This window comes from Cobetia sp. MC34 (assembly GCF_018340035.1).
GTDB classification, from domain to species: Bacteria; Pseudomonadota; Gammaproteobacteria; order Pseudomonadales; family Halomonadaceae; genus Cobetia; species Cobetia amphilecti.
Window position 1 is genome coordinate 153,433 of sequence record NZ_JADPPY010000005.1, and the last position, 21,208, is coordinate 174,640.

The following is a 21,208-nucleotide window of genomic DNA, read 5'->3' on the forward strand; positions in this document are numbered from 1 at the left end:
CCTTTCGACTCATGATGTGGTCCACCGCTGCACGCTCAAGACGCTGCACTCATAGCACCGCGCCGAGGAACTGGCGCAGCTCTTCCGTGGCCGGATTGGCGAACAGTGTCGCGGGGTCGCCCGACTCATGCACACGCCCCTGGTGCATGAAGATCACGCGATCACCCACATCGCGGGCGAAATTCATCTCATGGGTGACCAGAATCAGCGTCATGCCCTCACGCTTGAGCTGTTCCAGCACCTTGAGCACATCGCCGACCAGTTCCGGATCCAGCGCCGAGGTGATCTCATCGCAAAGCAGCACCTTGGGGTGCATCGCCAGGGCCCGCGCGATCGCCACCCGCTGCTGCTGACCACCGGAGAGCTGACTCGGCCAGGCATCGAATTTCTCCCCCAGCCCGACCTTGGCCAGCATCTCGCGGGCCTCGCGCTCGGCGACATCCCGGGCGACGCCCTTGACCAGCATCGGTGCCAGCATCACGTTCTCGCCGACGCGCTTGTGGGGAAACAGATTGAAGCTCTGGAACACCATGCCGACATCCTGCGCCAGGGCGGCGGCGTCCATCTCGCTACCGTCCAGCAACTTGCCGGCGACATGAATGGCGCCGCCGTCATGCTGTTCGAGCTGGTTGATACAGCGCAGCAAGGTGCTCTTTCCGGAACCGCTGCGCCCGATGATCGACACCACCTCCCCCGGGCGCACCTCGAGATCGATCCCCTTGAGGACCGGCAGATCGCCGAAGGACTTGGTCAGCGCCGACAGGCTGACCAGAGGCGCCTTGGCCTTCTCGGAGACAGGGGCGCTGTCGGTAACTGAGACGTCGGATGAGGCGCTATCCAGCGCAGAAACTTCAGCGAGCAGTGACATTGAGACGTGCCTCCAGGTGGCGAGCCAGCCGCGACAGCGGATAGCACATGGCGAAATACAGCAACGCAACCAGCGCGAAGACGGTGAAGGGTTCCAGGGTGGCGTTGTTGAGCATGGTGCCGGCCTTGGTCAGCTCGACGAAGCCGATCACCGAGGCAAGCGCAGTACCCTTGATGATCTGTACCGAGAAGCCGACGGTCGGCGCGATGGCCATGCGCAGCGCCTGCGGCAGGATGATGTGGCGCATGGTCTTCAGGTAGCCGAGCCCCAGCACCCGCGCCCCTTCCCACTGCCCCTTGGGCACCGCCTCGACACAGCCGCGCCAGATGTCATGCAGGAAGGCACTGCTGAACAGCGTCAGCGCCACGGCCGCCGCCGTCCAGGCCGAGACATCCAGCCCGAAGACCGCCACGCCGAAGAAGGCCAGGAACAACTGCATCAACAGCGGCGTGCCCTGGAACAGCTCGGTATAGAGACGACAGAAGAGCGCCGCCCCCGGCCAGCGGGTCAGGCGCAGAAAGGTCAGCGCCAGCCCGACCAGACTGCCGCCGATGAAGGCGATCAGGGACAGCGCCAGTGTCCAGCGCGCCGCCAGCAACAGGTTGCGCAGAATGTCCCACAGCGTGAAGTCGATCATGAGTGGGCCTCTTTCAGGACAGGGGAGGACAGACGGCTACGCGGGGCCGGCGTCAGGTGGCGAAAGCCGAACAGGCGACGCCCGATGCGGTTGAGCAAGGCGCGCATCGCGATGGCCAATAGCAGGTACATGCCTGCCGTCACCACATAGCTCTCGAAGCTCAGGAAGGTACGTGACTGGATGAAGTTGGCCGCGAAGGTCAGGTCCGCCACGCTGATCTGGGAGACCACGGCGGAACCCAGCATCACGATCACGCACTGGCTGGTCAGCGCCGGATACATGCGTTCCAGCGCCGGCATCAGCACCACATGGCGATAGCTCTGCCAGCGGGTAAGCCCCAGTGCCCGCCCGGCTTCCCACTGGCCGCGACCGGTGGCATCGACCCCGGCACGCAGGATTTCACTGCTGTAGGCCGCCAGGTTGAGTGTCATCGCGATTACCGCAGCCATCTCGGCACTGAGTGACAGCCCCAGCGCCGGCAGACCGAAGAAGATGAAGAACAGCTGGACGATGAAGGGCGTGTTGCGCAGCAGCTCCACCAGCATGCCCAGCAGCCGGCTGAAGAGGCTGGTCGGCGCACGATGGCGCTGCCAGACACACAGCACCGCGCCGAGTATCCCCAGCGTGGTGGTCAGTGCCGTCAGCCAGACCGTCGTCATCAGCCCGGCCATCAGGTCGGGCAGATACGGCAACAGGCGCGGGAAATCCGGGAGATAGTTCATCGATCAAGCCTCACGGGCACAGGGATCAGACGTGTGACGTCTCGATTCAGGCATCCAGTGACGGCAGCGGCGCCTTGAACCAGATCTCGGAGAGCGTATTGAGCGTGCCATCCTCGATTCCCTGGGCGATCAGCTCATTCACGCGCGCCTTGAGCGCCGGCGAGTCATGACGCATGCCCACATAGCAGGGAGAATTTTTGAGCGGCAGCACGCTGACCGGCACGCGGGCAGGATTGCGCTCGGCGATGGCGGCGGTGACGAGATTGCCGGTGGCGATCATCTCGACCTGCCCTGACAGGAAGGCCGACAAGGTCGTGTTGTTGTCTTCGAAGCGCTTCACGGTGGTCGATTCCGGTGCCACCTTGCTGAGCTCCATGTCTTCCACCGAGCCACGTGTCACGCCGATGGTCTTCTCGCTCAGTCCTTGCGCGGAGTCCACCTCACTGTCCTTCTCGCCGAACACGCCTAGGAAGAACGGCGCATAGGCATCGGAAAAATCGATCGCCTTCTCACGCTCGGGATTCTTGCCCAGGCTCGAGATCACCAGATCGACCTTGCGGGTCTGTAGATAAGGGATGCGATTGGCCGAGGTGACCGGCACCAGCTCAAGCTTCACATCCATCTCGTCTGCCAGATAGCGCGCCATGTCGATATCGTAGCCACGCGGCTTGAGGTCCGGGCCGACCGAGCCGAAGGGCGGGAAGTCCTGGGGCACCGCCACTTTCAACACCCCGCTATCTTTGATGTCACTCAGTGCATCCGCGTGTGCGCTCAGGGCGGTAGACGCCAACGTGCCCCACAGGGCCAGCAATATTCCCTTGCGGACCCAGTTGCCAAGACGCTGCTTGTTGCCTGTCCGTGTGGCGCGCTGCTGGGCCTTGCTCTCGTGACGCTTGCTCATCGGTCGACTCCGGTATCCGTCAATGCCAGGCGCTGATACGAGAACGACTCGTCATGCGCCTGGTGCCTTGCGGCAGTAGATTGTTGTTGGTTGTTGTTGATCGTCCCGCCGTGCTTCTTGCCGAGTGTCTCGCCGAGTCAGATCCAATGACTCGCTGTCCCATTCGCCTTCAGAACCTGACCAATGAAACAAGTGATTCCCTTATCAATCTTTGCAACAGGTGTGCCAAAGGCTTGCGCTAGATGCTCAATCAGGTGATCGAGTTGCAGGCAGCGCAGAGTCACCTGCGGCTCACACGCCCGAGCAGGGGCCTGAGAACGCGCTTGAGCACAGGCATGCAAGCCAAACAGCGAATGGAAAGGAGAAGAAGCGATACACACCTGCGGGAGGCGAAATCGAGGATGGTGGCCTCGACGGGCGGCGAGATCAGGGCGCCGACACCAGCGACATGGCAGCAGATGGTGCAGTCAGGCAGGCATATGCGCCCTGCGGGTGCGCAGAGCGCGGCGAGTCGAATCGGGCCGCCGCACAGATCAGAAGCAAGGCTGGCGGCCCACAGGGGGATAGAGAGGGAGAAAGGAAAGGCAGGAGCACTTCAAGCTGTACGATCAGCCGTCGCCCAGTTCCTCCAGCGCATCGAAGGTATCGGTCACGCGGCGTATCTGACTGCGCCCACCGACGAGATCGTCATGCAGCAGTTGCGTGGCCAGCAGATTGATCTGGCTCATGGCTGCGGCGTAGCTGTCGAAGGCGCTGACGCTGTCCAACGGGCAGCGCAGAACATGCTCGATACCGGCGGGGATGGTGCTCAGGCTGTCATCGCAGACCAGCAGCACCGTACAGGGCGCCTGCCCCAGCCATTCAAGCAATCGTGCCAGCCCCTGCGGTCGCCGGCGCATGGCGAAAACCACCACGGCGTCATCGGCGCCCAGGCGTGCGACCTCCTCGCCGAGCGATTGGCCGGGTTGCGGCAGCACCGCCACCTGCTCGCGTAGCTGCAGCAACTGCTGGCGCAGGTGCAGCGCCAGTGGATAGGCATTGCGAAAGCCGATGATCTGCAGCCGCTCGGCCTTGGCCAGAGCGCTGCTCAAGGCCTCCATGTCGAGCATGTCCAGCGCCGCCAGTGCCTGACGCAGGTTGCGACACTCCTGCTCATAGTGACGCTGGTGATGGTCTGCCGTCGGCGCTGCCGCCACCGGCACACCGGATTGGCGCAGACTGCGCGCCTGGTCCCGCGCCTCACGGAAATCCTGATAGCCGAGGCGGCGGAACAGGCGGCTGACCGTCGCCTTGGAAACGTCGGTCAGACGTGACAGTTCCGCGGCGTTGTATAGCGCCAGTTCATCCTGATGCGCGAGCAGAAAGCGCGCGATGCGCTGCTCATTCGGGGTGAGCTCCTCAAGCGAACGGGTCAGTCGCTGATGCAGACTCAGGCTCCTGGTGCCCTGCCTTGCGGCATGGCGAGCGAGACTGACGGTGGCATCGGCATCGGCAACGGGGGCAGGCGCTTCCCCATCCGGGTGCACTGCCCGGGATTCACCGGCCACGTCATCCTCGGGGGGCGCGCTGTGATCTATGGGCGCTCGTGGCATGAAGACACACTCCTGAAAAGATTCTGCGTGAGCGCAGAGCAACGATTGCATCAACGATTGCATCAATACAGTGCAAAGCCTGGGCCAGGTGCTGACTGACAGTGCATAGACGAAAGGCGTAACCCTCGCGATGAGCGCTTTTTCCTAATCCTGAACGCCTCTGACGCCCTCAAGCGCTGCACGACGCCAACCATCCGCACCGCGCAACAGACACAAGCGACTGTTTTTACTGTTCATCACATCAAAACGGCACGCAAGCCGCTTGATCAAGACTAGCCAGCCGACAGGTCATACGCCGCGCAGTAACGCCAACGACCCTTGCCGGACTGCAATATTCCCGATAAAGCGCTCGCGATGCGCAAGGAGCATTCTCATGGCCACCTCAACGATGACTGCCCTCCTCGATACCTGCCGAGCCATGACAGCCAAGGTCACGACACAGACATTCACCCTCTTGCCGCGCTCTGGTAGCGCCACCCAGGATGTCGCCAATGCCCAGTCCGCTCAATTGCTGGGCGTGATGGCGATGGGCTACGAGGCACCGCCGCTGAGCCTGAAGACAACGGCGGCCCCCACGACGCCTTCACCGGCCCATGACACGCGCAGCCAGGCTGACATTGCCGCCTCGGCAGTGGCAGCCCAGACCTCAGCCGAGACATTGACTCCGACAGCATCGCCCATCGCGCAGCAGAAAGCCGTCTTCAACCCTGATATCAATCACAAGGCTCACGCTGACTGGGAGGCGATGCACCGTCACCACACCCTGCTGCGTCAGAGCATGACGCGTCGAGGAATGCTGGCATGAGCGTCTATACCATCGGCATGGAATGCGGCATGCACATACCGCTGGAGAACAGCATCGCCCTCGCCCAGGCGCCTCGCATCAAGCTGGAACTGACCGCCGGCCAGCATGCTGGCGAGTACCTGAGCATGATGTCAGGAGGCATCCAGCCGCTGACGGATAGCGACGATGCATTGCTGAAAAGCCTGGAGGCGCAGCTGCCGCGCCGCAGCCTGATCTGGACGGCGCGCGGGATCACCGAAGTCGGGCGTGGCTGGCGCTGGCAGTCATCGCCCGGCCATCCCCAGGCGCCCTGGCTGGACGCCGTGCACCACAGCTGGCCGAGCCATGCGCCGCGCTGGCTGCGCAAGGCGCCGGTGGTGGTGGTCACCGCCGATGCGCTGCCGCTGGCCAACCGCACCCGCCACCAACGTGACCTCGCGCGTCTGTGGGCCAGCGCCGATGCCGCGCTGATCTATCTGGCCGACGATGCCCGCGATGGCTGGCAGATGCATCAACACTGTGACATCTCTCAATTGGAGAAAGCCGAGTTGTCGGGGGCCAAGCAAGAGGAAGAAGCCGTGCTGGATCGCGATGCTAGCATGCCCTTGGAGATGGCAAGCTGATCGCCTGATGGCCTTATCCTTCACATTTCCAGAATGACGCAATAGCGACGCAACAACCCAAAAGCCCGCCCCGGAATCCGGGGCGGGCTTTTTGCTGTGCGGCGAGGCTGTGAGAACAGACAACAAACAACAGGCGACTGGCAGAGCGCTGAACCCGCCGGTTCAAGCGCTCAGCCGCTCAGCCGCTCATGCCGCACAGCCGCACAGCCGCTCATGCCGCTCATGCCGCTCATGCCGCTCATGACTGTCGCGGGCACAGACCATCACATAGCGTGCTGGCCACGAAATCCGCCAGCTGCTCCCAGTCTTCATCGCTCTGCGGCGCTCCCCCCAGCTGATCGATCTGGGCGGCGAAATCCGCGTAATGCTGAGTGGTGGACCAGATGAGGTAGATCACCCACATCGGCTCCGCCTCACGCAGTTTGCCCGCGGCCATCCAGGCCTTCATGACATCACAGCGCGCCTGTACCCAGTCACGCAGGTCGCCACTGAGATAATCGCGCAGGAAAGGTGCCCCGCTGATCACCTCCGCCGCGAACAGGCGCGAGGCCTGCGGTGCCTGGCGTGCCAGCTTGAGCTTGACGCGCACCAGCGCTTCCAGCACCTCACGCGGCTCATCGTCGGGCGAGATATCCTCGAGCGAAGCATTCCAGCGCGTCAGGGTCTGCTCCAGCAGGTGAACGTAGAGCTTCTCCTTGGAGCCGAAGTAATAGAGCAGATTGGCCTTGGGCAACTCAGCCACTTCCGCAATCTGCTTCAAGGTGCTGCCGCGATAACCGTGACAGGCGAATACGCATTCGGCGGCCTCGAGAATGCGGCTCTCGGCTTGCTCACGCGGAGAGCTGGCAGGCGGCACGCTCAATTCCGCGCTACGGGTACGACGGACTTCAGCGTAAAGGGAAGAAGGAGAATCCGCGGGCATCGGCATCACTCATCAGGTCAGAAAAGAGCATTCGAGTCTCTTGGCGACAGCCCCCTGTCTGTCTCGCCTGTCAGCGGCGATGTACGCAAGCAGGAGGCTCTGGTCAAGCGACTATCACGTGGCGTTGGAACAGCAGTGAAAACAGCCCGTTGAGACACCGGTGAACAAAATACCACAACATGCACTGACCATTTGGTCAGATTCTTGCAGGAATCACAATACGACCTGTTACATTGATAGAGACAACAGCCTGCAGACCGACGCTCGCCGCCTGGATAGAACAGGCCCGCTGGCAGCGTAGAACAGAGGACTTGAGCGTTGGAAGCCCGCTGTACGCAACAAGGCACCACAATGACAATACGACCTGACAGGATGCCCGCATGATCGACTTCACCTTGAACGGGCGCGCGTGCCGACTGCCCTCACCTGCACCGGGAACGAGCGTACTCGAAGTGCTGCGCACCTCACTTGGGCAAGACGGCACCAAGGAAGGCTGTGCCTCCGGCGACTGCGGCGCCTGCACCATTGCCTTGCAGGGGCCGGGCCACAATGTGAGCACCGCCAATGCCTGCCTGATGCCCGCCCACCAGCTGGCCGGCTGCGACTTGATCACCGTCGAGGGTCTGGCGGATGCCAGCCAGACACCAACTCTCTCGGCGGTGCAGCAGGCATTGGTCAGCACCCATGCCAGTCAATGTGGCTTCTGCACCCCGGGCATCGCCATGAGCCTTGCGGTGCTGCATGTCCGCCATCAGCGCCAGGTCGATCAGGGCGAAGTGATCGATGCCAGACAGCGCGATACCATGATCGACCATGCACTGGGCGGCAACCTGTGTCGTTGCACTGGCTATCGCCCGATCCGCGAGGCCGCTCACCGTCTGCTGCAAGGCGAATTCGGGCCAGCCAGCCTGCTGGACGCTCGCGTGAGTACAGAGGAGGCGCAGCACGACACCGCCCCTGATGATGAGCGAGACGCCGGCCGCTTCTATCGGCCGGTCACCTTGCAGGCCCTGCTGGCGCTGCGCGCCGAGCGCCCGGATGCCGCGCTGATCGCCGGTGGCACGGACCTGATGCTGGAGCACACCCAGCGCCTGCGCGACTTCCCGGCCTTGATCGACACCACCCAGGTCGCGGCGCTCGGCAAGATAGAGGAAGGTGAGCACGCCGGTCAGGCAGGCTGGTGGATCGGGGCCGCGGTCAGCTATCACCAGCTGATGCCACTGCTGCAAGAACATTACCCGGATGGCGCGGAGCTGCTCACGCGGCTGGGCAGTGAACAGATCCGTCATCGTGGCACCCTGGGTGGCAATATCGGCAATGCCTCGCCCATCGGGGACATGCCGCCGCTGCTGATCGCGCTGGACGCCTATATCCAGCTGATGAGCCAGGACAATGAGCGCATTCTGAAGCTCGAGGACTACTTCCTCGACTACAAGCGCACCCAGCTGATGCCGGACGAGATCATCCACTCCGTCTTCCTGCCACGTCCGCTGCACAACCAGCGGCTGGCGGTGCACAAGCTGTCCAAGCGGCGTGACGACGACATCTCCACCCTGCTCGGCGTCTTCGCCTGGCGGCGTGATGCCAGCGGGCGCGCGCAATACTGGCGGGTGGCCTTCGGCGGCATGGCCGGGGTTCCGGCCCGCGCCCCTCACCTGGAAGCACTGCTGACGCTGCAAGCGCTGGAATCTCTCACGCCCGCCAGACTGACGACGCAGACTCGCCAGCAGATCGAGCAGGCCGTGCAGGCCGATTTCTCACCGCTCAGTGACGTGCGCGGTTCACGCGAATATCGCCTGCTGGCCGCCAGCCATCTGATTCCCCGCGTGGCCCAGCGCATCCTGAATGAGCGCCAGCCCACGACCTCCCTCACGCCACTGGAGAGCCTCGATGTGTACCTTGCACAGCCTTGAGTCCGACGCCAGCGCCGCGCCGGCCGCCCCCATTCTCCAGTCACGTCAGCATGAAAGCGCCCAGCGCCATGTCAGCGGTTCGGCGCGGTATGTGGATGACCTGCCGCTGCCCACCGGCACGCTGCATCTGGCCATCGGCATGAGTGAGGTCGCGCACGCCACTCTGGATGCGCTGGATATCGAAGCGGTACGCCGTGCCCCCGGCGTGGTCTGCGTGCTCAGCGCCGCCGACATCCCCGGTCACAGCGATGTGGGACCGGTCTTCCCCGGCGACCCACTGCTGGTCAGTGACATCATCAGCCATCATGGTCAGGCACTCTTCGTGGTCGCCGCCGACAGCGAGCGCGCGGCACGTCAGGCCGCGCGACTGGCCAAGGTCGCCACCACGCCCCTGCCGGTGTGCCTGGACCCGCGCGAGGCGGCCAGCCGCGGTGATCTGGTGCGCCCGACCCACACCCAGGCACGGCTTGCCAATGGTCGCGCCGGCGATCTCGACAGCATCAGCACCAAACTCGCCAAATCCGCCTGGCAATTGAGCGGTGAGCTGGAAAGCGGCGGCCAGGAACACTTCTATCTGGAGAGTCAGGCCGCACTGGCCTTGCCCGGCGAAGATGACGAGATGCTGGTGCACAGCTCCTCCCAGCACCCCAGCGAAGTTCAGAAGCTGATTGCCGAAGTGCTCGGCGTGCCCTTCCACGCCATCACGGTGGAGACCCGCCGCATGGGGGGCGGCTTCGGCGGCAAGGAAACCCAGGCCGCGCCGGTGGCCTGTCTGGCCGCGATGATCGCCCGGCGCACCGGCCGCGCGGCACGCCTGCGACTGGCACGCGCAGATGACATGCGCCTGACCGGCAAGCGCCACCCTTTCCACCATCGCTATGAATTCGGAGTCGATGACAGCGGGCGCATCGAGTCCGCCATCATCGAGCTGACCGGCGACTGTGGCCACTCGCCGGACCTGTCGGATGCCATCGTCGATCGCGCCATGTTCCATGCCGACAACGCCTACTACCTGGGCAATGCCCACGTGCGCGGCATTCGCGCACGCACCAATGTGGCGTCCAATACCGCCTTCCGCGGTTTTGGCGGCCCTCAGGGCATGTTGGCGGTCGAATCCGCGATGGAGGATATCGCCCGGCGTCTGGGGCGTGACCCGCTGGAGATCCGCAAGCGCAATCTCTACTGCGAAGGCCGTGAGACCACGCACTATGGCCAACACGTCAATCAGCACCCGCTGCTGGCGACCCTGATCGATCAGCTCGAGGACAGTGGCCGCTACTGGACGCGCCGCGCCGAGATACGTGCCTTCAATGCCGCCAATCCGGTGGTCAGGAAGGGGCTGGCGCTGACACCGGTCAAGTTCGGCATCTCCTTCACCGCCAAGCACCTCAATCAGGCAGGCGCCCTGGTGCATGTCTACACCGATGGCAGCGTGCAGGTGAATCACGGCGGCACCGAGATGGGCCAGGGCCTGCACACCAAGATCACCCAGGTCGCGGCGCGTGAACTGGGGCTGAGCGTGGACAAGGTGCGCATCACCGCCACCCGCACCGACAAGGTGCCCAACACCTCACCAACGGCGGCAAGCTCCGGCGCGGACCTCAACGGCATGGCGACGCGTGATGCCTGCCTGCGCCTCAAGATGCGCCTGCTCGACTTCGCCGCCGAGCATCTCGCCCAGCCACGCGTCAGCCTGAGTCTCACGGATGGCGAGCTGCATGGACCGAGTGGTGTGCTGATGACCTGGGGAGAACTGATCCAGGCGGCGTATCTGGAACGCATCTCACTGTCCGAGAAAGGCTTCTATGCCACCCCGGATATCCATTACGATCGCGCCAGCGGCACCGGTCACCCCTTCTATTACTACGCCTTCGGCGCGGCGCTGTGCGAAGTGGTCGTCGATACGCTGAGTGGTGAATACCGTCTGGAAAGCGCCGAGATCCTGCATGATGTCGGTGATTCGCTCAATCCGGCCATCGACATCGGCCAGATCGAGGGCGGCTTCGTGCAGGGCATGGGCTGGCTGACGACGGAGGAGCTCAAGTGGAACGAGGATGGCCGGCTGCTCACCGATGGCCCGGCGACCTACAAGATTCCGACGATCAGTGACGTGCCGGCCGGCGCGCTCAAGGTACGCCTGCTGGAGGGGCACCCCAACTCGGCCGCCAGCATCTACCGCTCCAAGGCGGTCGGCGAGCCGCCCTTCATGCTCGCCATCAGCGTGTGGGCGGCGTTGCGCGATGCACTGGCCTCGCTGACCGACTATCGCCGCGCGGTGCGCCTGGATACCCCGGCTACGCCGGAGCGGGTGATGCTGGCGGCGCGCGAACAGCGTGACTGGCAGGAGCAGCACGACACTGCTGGCGCAGAGCCAACGCAGGTGCCGTCATGAGTGCCGACAAGAGTGCCGTCATGAATGCAAAGAGTGGCGCGACCGGCCGCTGGTATCAGGCGCTCGCCGAGGCTCAGGCAGCGCTGACGGCACATGCACTGGCCACCGTGGTGACGGTGGCGGGCTCTGCCCCGCGTGGTGCCGGCAGCAAGATGCTTATCACCCCCGATACACTGCACGACAGCCTCGGCGGTGGTCGGCTGGAGCAGCTGGTAGTGGAGCGCGCCCGCGAGAGGCTGGCCCGAGGACAGTCAGGTTGCCTGCTCGAGGAAATCGCGCTCGGCCAGCATGCCCAGCAATGCTGCGGCGGCCATGTGCAGGTGCTGATCGAGCTTTACCCGGCGCTTGCGCCACGGCTGGCCCTGTTCGGCGCCGGCCATGTCGGACAAGCGATCGTCACGCTGCTGGCACCTCTGGGCTGGCAGATCGACTGGCGGGACTCACGCCCCGAGCAGCTCGCGGCCGCTACGACCCCCGCGGGTTGTGAGGGGCGTGTAGCGCGTCAGGCGTTCAATATCCTGACCGAGCCGCCGACCGCGAAAGCCGCGCCCGCCAGTGAATCACTACCCGTGATGGCGGGAAGCCATGTGCTGGTATTGACCCATGACCATGTCGAGGACCAGGCGCTGGTCGCCGCGCTCGCACCACGAGATGACCTGGCGTCGTTGGGGCTGATCGGTTCCAGCAGCAAGTGGGCGCGCTTTCGCCAGCGCCTGCGCGGCGATCTCGCGGAGCATCAGATCGCCCGCGTTCGCTGCCCGATCGGCGTGCCCGGCATTCCCGGCAAACGCCCTGAGGAGATCGCGATTGGCGTTGTCGCGGAACTGCTGCAGATCGAGGCGCGGCGCAGTGACGAAGCGGCCTTGAACTCGTCCGACAAGGCCACCGGACATGGCGCGTCACTGGACAGCCATGGACTGACGCGTCAGGGTGCCCGCCAGCTGCGCGCCCGTTTTGCTCCTGACGCGATGCACCAGACAGAAACGACACAGAAGGCCGAATGATGACTGACCAAGACACGTCGCAGACTGCGGCCTGCCACCTGGACGAGCAGCGCCTGACGGCAGCCCTGCGCTCGGCCGCCAAGGACGCTTCCTGCGTCAGCCTGCTGCGCGGAGCACTGCTGCATTTCGTCGCCGACCCTGAAGACGCCATGCTGAGTGAGGCGGCCTCGAGCGATGGCAACGATAAGGGAGACACACGAGCCTCTGACATGGCGGCGACCCTGGCACGCGCCGTCGAACACTACGCCGATGCGCTGCTGGTGATGCATGCAGGCCATGTGGTCGCCGTGGGGGATCATCACTCGCTTGCCCGGCATGAGGCCGTGGGCGAGTTGATGCGCCTGTCTCCGCCGCGCAATGTCGAAGGTCTGATGATGCCGGGCTTCATCGATACCCATGTGCACTTCCCGCAGCTGGATATCATCGCAAGCTACGGCCACTGCCTGATCGATTGGCTGAATACCTACACCTTCCCTGCCGAGCAGCGCTTCGCCGACCCCGCACATGCCGCCGAGGTCGCCGATGCCTTCCTCGATGCGCTGCTGTGTCATGGTTCGACCAGCGCCCAGGTGTTCGCCACCTCACATGCCAGCAGTGCCGATGCCCTGTTCCGGGCTGCCCGGGCGCGCGACATGCGCGTACACGCCGGGCGCGTGATGATGGACCGCAACGCCCCGCCCGAGCTGCTGGACTCCGGAGTCGCCGCGCTCAAGGACGATGAGCGCCTGATCGCCGATTGGCACGGGCGTGACCGCCTCGGCTATGTGCTGACGCCGCGCTTCGCGCCGACCTCCACGCCCAAGCAACTCGAGGCTGCCGGCCAACTGCTCAAGAGCCAGCCGGACCTGCACCTGCAGACCCACCTGGCCGAGAATCTCGATGAGGTGAAGTGGGTCGCCGAGCTGTTCCCCGACGCTTGGGATTATCTGGCGGTCTATGAGGATGTCGGGCTGAGCCATGAGCGCACCACCTTCGCCCACGGTATCCACCTAGACGATGGCATGCGACAGCGCATCGCGGATCAGGGCGCCAGCATCGCCTTCTGCCCGACCTCCAACCTGTTTCTCGGCAGCGGACTCTTCGATCGCGCCAGTGCCCGCGCCCTGGGTATGAACATCAGCATCGCCACCGATGTCGGCGGTGGCTCCAGCCTGTGTCAGCTGGAGAGCCTCAAGGCCGCCTATCAGGTCGGTCAGCTTCACGGCGCGGTCGCCCATGATGTAACGGGGCTCGCGTCACGCGCCAATCAACCGCTGACACCCTGGCAGGGCTTCTATCAACTGACGCTGGGCAATGCGCGCGCCATGCGTTTGCAAGACAAGGTCGGCAACCTGCGTCCGGGCATGGAAGCCGATGTCATCGTGCTCGACCCCGCCGCCACGCCCTTGCTGGCACGGCGCACTCGCTGGGGTCAGCCCAGCCAGGTGTCGCTGCAGGAGGTGCTGTTCGCGCTGATGATGCTGGGCGACGACCGCGTGATACGCGAAGTCCATGTGGCGGGCCAGTGCTGCAAACTGAACGGCCTCATGCTGAGTGCTTCTTCTGATACGCCACCCAGAGAGCCTGTCGCAGCATTAATGCCATGAAAGCATCACAGCGATGACAAGTAATTGACATATGGCACCAATCCTCTGGATTGGTGCCATTTTTTCATCTTAAAGATGCGCGCAACGCGGATACTCAACGCTGAATCCACTCGCTATGATGGCGACATCTTCTTCCAAAAGGTCATGGACGCTCAGCGACTGGCCTGCCACTACGAGGACCATCATCATGACTCCCACCGCCATCATGCAACGTCGTTATTCCACCAAGGCCTTCGATCCGGCACGCAAGATCAGCGCCGCCGACTGGCAGGAACTGGAAAACGTGATGCGCCTGAGCGCCTCCAGCGTCAACTCCCAGCCGTGGCACTTCCTGGTGCTGGAATCTGACGATGCCAAGCAGCGCTTCGCTCGTGCGGGTACCGATGACAAGTACGCCTTCAACTCGCCGAAGATCACCAATGCGTCTCACGTCGTGCTGTTCTGCACTCGCTCCACCATGGACGACGACTACCTGAACCACCTGCTGGACACCGAAGCGTCTGATGGCCGCTTCAAGAAGATGGACGGCGTGCGTCGTCTGTTCACCGACCTGCACCGTCATGACCTCAAGGACCTGCAGCACTGGATGGACAAGCAGGTTTACCTCAACTACGGCAGCCTGCTGTATGCAGCCTCCAGCCTGAACATCGATGCGGTGCCGCTGGAAGGCATCGACCCGGTAGCGCTGGATGCGGAATTCGGCCTGCGCGAGAAAGGCTTCAATGCCCTGGTCGCCGTGAGCCTGGGTTACCGCGCCGCTGACGACTTCAATGCCGAGCTGCCCAAGTCCCGTCTGCCGGCAGACGAGATCTTCACTCGCCTGTAAGCGCAGGTGTCATCGAGCGGCGGCCATCGCATTCACCCGAGGGGACCCGTGCCGGCCGCATTGCAACCGCACATCGGACATGACACCGTTTCTGCTCATGTCCCATCGTCTGCCGGTCACGTGGGGCATCGGCTTCACTCGTCATCATTTTCGCTCACTAAAGGATTCATGCCATGTCTCTCAAGCTTATCGCGACTCTGACTTTCCCCGCCGACCAGCAGGAAAAGGCCCGTGACATTCTCGCCGACCTGGTCGAAAAGAGTCAGTCCGACAAGGGGTGTCTGCAATATGAACTCTTCGCGGTAGACAAGCAGGTCGAGGAAGGCGAGCCGGTACCGGAAGGCGACTTCGTGGTACTGGAGGAATGGTGGGATGAAGAAGCGCTGGAAGCCCACGTGGCATCCGAGCACTTCCAAGGCTTCCTGGGGGCCTTTTCGGAAGGCGAGATCGGCCTCAAGATCCAGCGCCTGCTGACGCCCTGAGCCGCTGAGCTTACTTTCGCTCAGACAAGGCGCCGCGAGAGCGCAGATAGATCCCCGCCGGGCTTCACGCCCGGCGGGGATCTTGCATTTGTGGCACACGGGCTTGCTCATCCGCTGGCTGGCCGCGCGGCACGCAACAAGTGATGGAAAAATCGATACGTGCACTGAACTTGGTTCACATCTTGCTTATAATTGACTGCCCGCGCTGAACACTCCAGTGCCCGACACCATTTCCGCCATTGCACCGCGAGCAGAACAAGGAGCGTCACATGAGCCAATCCTCTTCCGATTCCAAGGGGATCGACGAACCACTGCTCGGCCTCGAAAGCTGCCCGTCGGTCCCCATCTCGGCACTCGCCGGCGCCCAGCATCTATTGGCCAGTCTGGCCGGTATCATTGCACCGACATTGATCATCACCAGCGCGCTGGGCCTCGATGCCTACACCGCCAGCCTGCTGTCGATGGCACTGGTGGTCTCCGGTGTCGCCACCTGGATCCAGTCCCAGCGCATCGGCCCGTTCGGCTCAGGGCTGTTGAGCATACAGGGCACCAGCTTCAGCTTCGTGTCCGCGCTGATCACCGCCGGATTGATCGCTCGATCACAGAATGCCAGTGACGAACAGGTACTGGCGGTGCTGTTCGGCACCTGCCTGGCGGGCAGCCTGATCGAGATGGCGCTGGGTACGGTGCTGCCGTGGCTCAAGCGGGTCATCACGCCCGTAGTCACCGGCGTGGTGGTGATGCTGATCGGCCTGAGCCTGATCCAGGTCGGCATGACGGACATCGGCGGCGGCTTCGGCGCCGAGGACTTCGGTGCACCTGCCAATCTGGCACTGGCCGGTTGTGTGCTGATCACGGTGTTGGCCTGCCAGGTCTCGCGTCATCCGTGGCTGAGAATCGCCTCCATCTTCATCGGCATGGCCGTCGGCTGCATCATCGCCGCCATCGGTGGCCTCTATGATTCGCCGCAGCTGGCCGATGCCGCCCTGCTGGCCCTGCCACATCCGGCGACCCTGAATACCGGCTTCGATTTCTCGCTGGCCGCCTTCCTGCCGGTGGCCTTCATCTTCATGATCACCGCCATCGAGACCGTCGGTGACCTCACCGGCAGCGCACGCGCCTCGGGTCTCGCCGTGGATGATGAGCTGCACCAGAAGCGTCTGCGCGGCGGCGTGCTGGGCGATGGCCTGAATTCCGCACTCGGCGCGCTGGCCGGCACCTTCCCCAACACCACCTTCAGCCAGAACACCGGCGTGATCCAGCTGACCGGCATCGCCAGCCGCCATGTGGGCCGCTACGTGGCCGGCTTCCTGCTGCTGCTGGGCCTGTCGCCCTTCATCGCCACCCTGCTGACCCAGATGCCGCGCCCGGTGCTCGGTGCCACCACCACGCTGATGTTCGCGCTGATCGCGGTGTCCGGCATCCGCATCCTGATGGCGCAGCCCATCGGGCGTCGCGAGATGATGATCATCGCGCTGGCCCTGGGGCTGGGGCTTGGCGTCGGCATGGTGCCGGATGTGCTGAACGCCATTCCGGGCGCCTTCGCCGATGCGCTGCGCTCGCCGATCACCATGGGCGGCCTGACCGCCATCATCGCCGAGCTGCTGCTGCCGAAGATGGAAGACGCCGAGGTGTTCAATCCCAGAGCGAGTGAGCGTGAGTCCACCGACAGCATCAACGCGGACCAGGAACACGCCTGACCCACAGGCACAACAATGAGACATGAAAGAACCGGCGCATCATTGGCCGGTTTTTTCATGTCGGTCTAGAAAGTTCTCACTTCGTGTGTCGGTCATCCAATCTCCACAATGGCAAGGCAGACTCGCTCAGCGGTGATCCTTGCCATCGGTCACCCTGCCGTCTTCCTTACATCAGCACTTTCACATCAACACCCTTACAATCAGTACTCTTACAATCAGTACCCTGACAGTCAGCACTCACAGGTTGGAACGCGCCATTGCGCCTCGGAGCCAGACACAAGGAACGTATCGCTCATGCTGAATACTCGACCCACCTCATCAAATGCGCCGGGCTTGTGCGCGTCCCCTCGCTCGCGCATGGCGCTGAAGGCCCTGCTGGGGGCTGCACTGCTCAGCACCCTGAGTGCCTGTGCCAGCCAGGCGGGCCATGAATGGCAGGCCGACACCACCTACCACCTGACGGTGCTGCACACCAACGACCACCACGGTCGCTTCTGGCAGAGCAGTGATGGCGAATACGGCATGTCGGCGCGCAAGACGCTGGTCGACCGCATCCGCGCCGAGGTGGAGTCCGCAGGCGGCAGCGTGCTGCTGCTGTCGGGTGGCGACATCAACACCGGCGTGCCGGAATCCGATCTCCAGCAGGCCGAACCCGACTTCAAGGGCATGAATCGCATCGGCTACGACGCCATGGCGGTGGGCAACCATGAATTCGACAACCCGCTGGAGGTGCTGCTCAAGCAGCGCGACTGGGCCGACTTCCCGATGCTGGCCGCCAACATCTATGACAAGACCACCGGCGAGCGCCTGTTCGAGCCCTGGAAGATCTTCGATGAGCATGGCATCCAGATCGCGGTGATCGGCCTGACCACCGAAGACACCGTGCGCATCGGCAATCCCGAATACTTCAGCAATCTCGATTTCCGTGACCCCAAGGAAGAGGCGCGCAAGGCCATCGAGGAGCTCAACGAGCATGAGCAGCCGGACCTGATCTTCGCCGTCACCCACATGGGCCACTATCAGAATGCCGAGCATGGCATCAATGCGCCGGGCGATGTCTCACTGGCGCGCTATCTGCCCTACGGCGAACTGGACATGATTGTCGGAGGCCACTCCCAGGAGCCGGTCTGCATGGAGGGCGCCAACCGGATGGCGGACTTTGCGCCCGGCGATGATTGCCAGCCGGACCGCCAGAACGGCACCTACATCGTGCAGGCGCATGAATGGGGCAAGTACGTGGGACGCGCCGATTACGAGTTCCGCAATGGCGAGCTGACCATGGTCAACTATCAGCTGATTCCGGTGAATCTCAAGAAGACCGTCGAGGAGAATGGCGAGCGCAGGAAGGTGCTGGTCGCGGAGGAAATTGCCGAGGACAGCGAACTGCGCGAATTCCTGCGCCCCTATCAGGAAAAGGGCCAGGCGCAGCTCAACGTCACGGTCGCACAGAGCAACGGCAAGCTGGAAGGTGATCGCGATGTGGTGCGCTTTGCCCAGACCAACCTAGGACGTCTGATCGCCACCGCCGCCATGCAGGCCGGCAAGGCCGACTTCGGCGTGATGAACGCAGGTGGCGTGCGCGCCTCCCTGCCCGCGGGCGAGATCACCTACAAGGATGTGCTGACCGTGCTGCCCTTCGGCAACACCGTGGGGGTCGTGACCATGTCAGGTAGCGAGGTGCTCGAGTATCTCGAGGCGGTGGCCACCCAACCGGTGGACTCCGGCGCCTATGCCCAGTTCGCCGGCGTCAGCCTGCGCGTCAATCGCGAGGAAGGCAGCGTCTCCGAGGTGATGATTCAGGGCCAGGCATTGGCCATGGACGCGCAGTATCGCTTCACCGTCCCGAGCTTCAATGCCGCCGGCGGGGATGGCTATCCGAAGGTCACTGACCTGCCGGGTTACCTGGATACCGGCTTCGTCGATGCCGATGTGCTCAAGGCCTACCTTGCCGAGCAGAGCCCGATCGACGTCGCGGCATACGCGCCCCAGGGCGAGATCGTCTATCAGTGACGCTTGAGGCTTCTGCTCTAAACATGCACATAACAACGGGACGCCTTGGCGTCCCGTTGTGGTTTCCAGAGCCGGAATATCCTCGCCAGAGGTGGAAGTCGGACTATACAAGTGCGGATCGCACAGGTTTGATAAGGCATGCGCACCACTACAACAAAGACCGTCGAGACCCTGGCCCATGAACCTCAACCGCACCGACAGTGAGCTGCTCAACCTGCTGATCAAGGACGGTCGCATGTCCTACGCCGATATCGCCCGCAAGCTCGGCATTTCGCGAGCCCATGCACGCAGCCGCGTCCAGGCGCTGGTCGAGAGCGGCGTGATCGAACAGTTCACCGCCGTCATCAACCCCGACAAGCTCGGCAAGGGCATCTCCACCTTCGTGGATCTGACGGTCGCCCCCAGTGCCATCGAACGCATCGCCGAGGAGCTTTCCGCCTGCGTCGAGGTGGTCAGCCTCTATATCATGAGCGATCTGAAAAGCCTGCACATCCACACCCTCACCGACAGCTACGAGGCCTTCGATGCCTTCGTGCGCGCGCATATCTTCAATCGCGACGAGATTCTCTCCGTCGACTGCAAGTCGCTGATGACGCGCGTGAAGCACCGGCGTGGCGGCGCGCGGCTATGACGTCTCTGTCTCTGTCACTGCCTCTGTCTCTGATGCCGCAGCCCCGGACGGCGCCGGAGCCGTCATTTCACTCGTCACCTCACATATCACTGCAAGCGTCACTTCAACCTTGCCAGCCCGCGCAGTAGCCGTAGCACGACCCACAGAAAGCCCAGCGGGAACAGCACCGTCTGGGTGATGAACAGCATGGTGAGGTCGATCACCTTGTCGGCCATCGCATCAAAACCCTGGGTGACACTGGTGATCGGCCCACCGACCCAACCTTCCATGCTGCCCTTGAACTGCTGCCACCAGCTGCGCTCCTCGTGCGCGCCACCTACCTGCTTGTCGGCGACTTCCGCCAGCTGCTGCTGCGTCACGCTCAGCTGCGCCATCTGGGTATCGCGACTGTCATCGAGAAAGGCCTGACCCGCGGCGCCGCTGGCCAGCGCGACACTCAGCACCGCGAAGCGCAGTGCGATGCCCCACAGGGCCACGCGCAGGATAGCCACCTGCCACCAGCGCTGGCGGGAATGCGCGATCGATTGGCGACTGCCCGTGAGTAGCCCCAGCGCTGCCAGCAGGCAGGCACCACTGGCGAAGGCCTTGATGATCAGCGAGCCGGAAATGCCCAGCAGCAGCTTCTGCAGCGCCAGCGAGCCGGTCGCCGCGAACATCACCCACGAGAAGCGCTCGATCATGTCATTGGCGGGGTCCAGCGCTTCTCCGGGCGAGACCTGAAACACCTGCAGGTCGATGGTCGAGGACTGCAACACCGAGATGGTCGCGTTCAGGCCCTTGGCGATGGCGAAGGCACTGAACGCCTGACCCAGAGTGGCGTCGAGGAAATCCAGCGCCCACTGCTGCGGCATTTCCCACCAGGCAAGCACCGCCATCACCACCAGGATGGCGACCAGCAGGATGCGCGGCACCTGTGCCCCTTCCGGCATCCCGGGCGTGGCGGGCAGGCGCGGCCCGGCAGTCTTCGCCACGGAGGTGGATGAGGCGGCAGGCGAAGACTCCGAGCGGGCGGTAGGCTCTTCAGGCTCATGAGGTGACATCTAACGCTCCATCAGGACAAAGCCGCATGATGCCACCGACCCGCCAGACTGTCGTCTGTGTCACCTCGCTTGAAGACTAGAGGTGGTCGAACCGGCTCTGATTGACCGGCTCTGAGCGCCTCTGCCCAGGTGCACCATGATCGATCGCACGCACCATCAGGTCGCGAGCATGACAATTGATCATCCCCACCCCACATTCGTGAGCCAGATGTCACCCTCCCCGTCGATATCGGTGAACAAATGCCGCGACAGGCGTCATCTCCTGACATTTGTCAGTCCCTGAACTCTGCCAATCAGCGCTGCCACGGCCTCACTTGGGCAACGCCAGGGGCGCATTCACGCTCCATCAGCGGAACACAACGCCCAGAATCCACATGCAATCGATTGAAAATAAAGAATAAACCTCCCTGCGCGCAAAATGGCACATGCCTTGCAATGTCATCCACGTAGCCCACCGACAAATGGCAGCCTCCTGGCTGACAAATGACAGGCAACGCTACTCAAGAACATGCAGAACACCTACACAACAAGATCGCCGGCCTCGATGTCGGCATGCCGTACAGGCACCCCTTGAG

Annotated in this window: 18 protein-coding genes; 11 read left to right on the forward strand and 7 right to left on the reverse strand. The window is 63.4% G+C overall.

The genetic code is table 11. The annotated features are described in order from the left end of the window. Positions 1-49 precede the first annotated feature (49 nt). The 5 genes from IZU87_RS04710 to IZU87_RS04730 all read right to left on the reverse strand — a co-directional run bounded on the left by IZU87_RS04710 (position 50) and on the right by IZU87_RS04730 (position 4,720). Positions 50-868: an amino acid ABC transporter ATP-binding protein gene (locus IZU87_RS04710; protein WP_213113832.1), complete on the reverse strand. Its 819-nt coding sequence runs from the start codon at positions 866-868 to the stop codon at positions 50-52. Then, on the reverse strand, positions 852-1,505 hold the full coding sequence (locus IZU87_RS04715; RefSeq protein ID WP_077376658.1) for an amino acid ABC transporter permease: 654 nt from the start codon (positions 1,503-1,505) through the stop codon (positions 852-854). Before IZU87_RS04715 ends, IZU87_RS04710 begins: the two co-directional genes overlap by 17 nt. Beyond that, positions 1,502-2,227, reverse strand: a complete 726-nt coding sequence (locus tag IZU87_RS04720; RefSeq protein ID WP_107334855.1) for an amino acid ABC transporter permease — start codon at positions 2,225-2,227, stop codon at positions 1,502-1,504. Before IZU87_RS04720 ends, IZU87_RS04715 begins: the two co-directional genes overlap by 4 nt. Positions 2,228-2,273: 46 nt before the next feature. Continuing rightward, entirely contained in the window at positions 2,274-3,128 is an 855-nt protein-coding gene (locus IZU87_RS04725) for a transporter substrate-binding domain-containing protein (protein WP_213113833.1), read from the reverse strand. Between the two features lie 608 nt (positions 3,129-3,736). Continuing rightward, on the reverse strand, positions 3,737-4,720 hold the full coding sequence (locus IZU87_RS04730) for a MurR/RpiR family transcriptional regulator (RefSeq protein WP_213113834.1): 984 nt from the start codon (positions 4,718-4,720) through the stop codon (positions 3,737-3,739). 373 nt (positions 4,721-5,093) lie between these two features. Here IZU87_RS04730 and IZU87_RS04735 point away from each other — a divergent pair, with 373 nt between their 5' ends. Next, entirely contained in the window at positions 5,094-5,525 is a 432-nt protein-coding gene (locus IZU87_RS04735) for a hypothetical protein (RefSeq protein WP_213113835.1), read from the forward strand. Beyond that, a complete protein-coding gene (locus tag IZU87_RS04740; protein ID WP_213113836.1) occupies positions 5,522-6,127 on the forward strand; it encodes a hypothetical protein in 606 nt (201 codons plus the stop codon). Before IZU87_RS04735 ends, IZU87_RS04740 begins: the two co-directional genes overlap by 4 nt. A 238-nt stretch (positions 6,128-6,365) precedes the next feature. Here IZU87_RS04740 and IZU87_RS04745 read toward each other — a convergent pair whose 3' ends face one another. Next, positions 6,366-7,049, reverse strand: coding sequence for a TetR family transcriptional regulator C-terminal domain-containing protein (locus IZU87_RS04745; RefSeq protein WP_054556074.1), 684 nt, complete (start codon positions 7,047-7,049; stop codon positions 6,366-6,368). Positions 7,050-7,429: 380 nt separating this feature from the next. Between IZU87_RS04745 and IZU87_RS04750 the strand changes: the two genes are divergently transcribed. The 9 genes from IZU87_RS04750 to IZU87_RS04790 all read left to right on the forward strand — a co-directional run bounded on the left by IZU87_RS04750 (position 7,430) and on the right by IZU87_RS04790 (position 19,593). Next, positions 7,430-8,962 (forward strand): xanthine dehydrogenase small subunit, encoded by a 1,533-nt coding sequence (locus IZU87_RS04750; RefSeq protein WP_213113837.1) that lies wholly within the window; start codon positions 7,430-7,432, stop codon positions 8,960-8,962. Next, on the forward strand, positions 8,940-11,354 hold the full coding sequence (gene xdhB / locus IZU87_RS04755; RefSeq protein WP_213113838.1) for a xanthine dehydrogenase molybdopterin binding subunit: 2,415 nt from the start codon (positions 8,940-8,942) through the stop codon (positions 11,352-11,354). Before IZU87_RS04750 ends, xdhB begins: the two co-directional genes overlap by 23 nt. Then, positions 11,351-12,358 (forward strand): xanthine dehydrogenase accessory protein XdhC, encoded by a 1,008-nt coding sequence (gene xdhC / locus IZU87_RS04760; RefSeq protein WP_249330436.1) that lies wholly within the window; start codon positions 11,351-11,353, stop codon positions 12,356-12,358. Before xdhB ends, xdhC begins: the two co-directional genes overlap by 4 nt. After that, on the forward strand, positions 12,358-13,944 hold the full coding sequence (guaD, locus tag IZU87_RS04765) for a guanine deaminase (protein ID WP_249330437.1): 1,587 nt from the start codon (positions 12,358-12,360) through the stop codon (positions 13,942-13,944). Before xdhC ends, guaD begins: the two co-directional genes overlap by 1 nt. A 187-nt stretch (positions 13,945-14,131) precedes the next feature. Beyond that, a complete protein-coding gene (nfsB, locus tag IZU87_RS04770; RefSeq protein WP_213113839.1) occupies positions 14,132-14,770 on the forward strand; it encodes an oxygen-insensitive NAD(P)H nitroreductase in 639 nt (212 codons plus the stop codon). A gap of 173 nt (positions 14,771-14,943) precedes the next feature. Next, the gene (locus tag IZU87_RS04775; RefSeq protein WP_131431992.1) at positions 14,944-15,252 is read left to right on the forward strand and encodes a putative quinol monooxygenase; all 309 of its coding nucleotides are present in this window, start codon (positions 14,944-14,946) and stop codon (positions 15,250-15,252) included. 269 nt (positions 15,253-15,521) lie between these two features. Beyond that, positions 15,522-16,952, forward strand: a complete 1,431-nt coding sequence (locus IZU87_RS04780) for a uracil-xanthine permease family protein (protein WP_213113840.1) — start codon at positions 15,522-15,524, stop codon at positions 16,950-16,952. A 357-nt stretch (positions 16,953-17,309) separates the two neighbouring features. Beyond that, positions 17,310-18,962 carry a bifunctional UDP-sugar hydrolase/5'-nucleotidase UshA gene (gene ushA, locus IZU87_RS04785; protein WP_213113857.1) on the forward strand — a complete coding sequence of 551 codons (1,653 nt, stop codon included), beginning with the start codon at positions 17,310-17,312 and terminating at the stop codon, positions 18,960-18,962. A 178-nt stretch (positions 18,963-19,140) separates the two neighbouring features. After that, positions 19,141-19,593, forward strand: a complete 453-nt coding sequence (locus IZU87_RS04790) for an Lrp/AsnC family transcriptional regulator (RefSeq protein WP_043332694.1) — start codon at positions 19,141-19,143, stop codon at positions 19,591-19,593. A 98-nt stretch (positions 19,594-19,691) separates the two neighbouring features. Here IZU87_RS04790 and IZU87_RS04795 read toward each other — a convergent pair whose 3' ends face one another. Then, entirely contained in the window at positions 19,692-20,633 is a 942-nt protein-coding gene (locus tag IZU87_RS04795; protein ID WP_213113841.1) for a hypothetical protein, read from the reverse strand. Positions 20,634-21,208 lie beyond the last annotated feature (575 nt).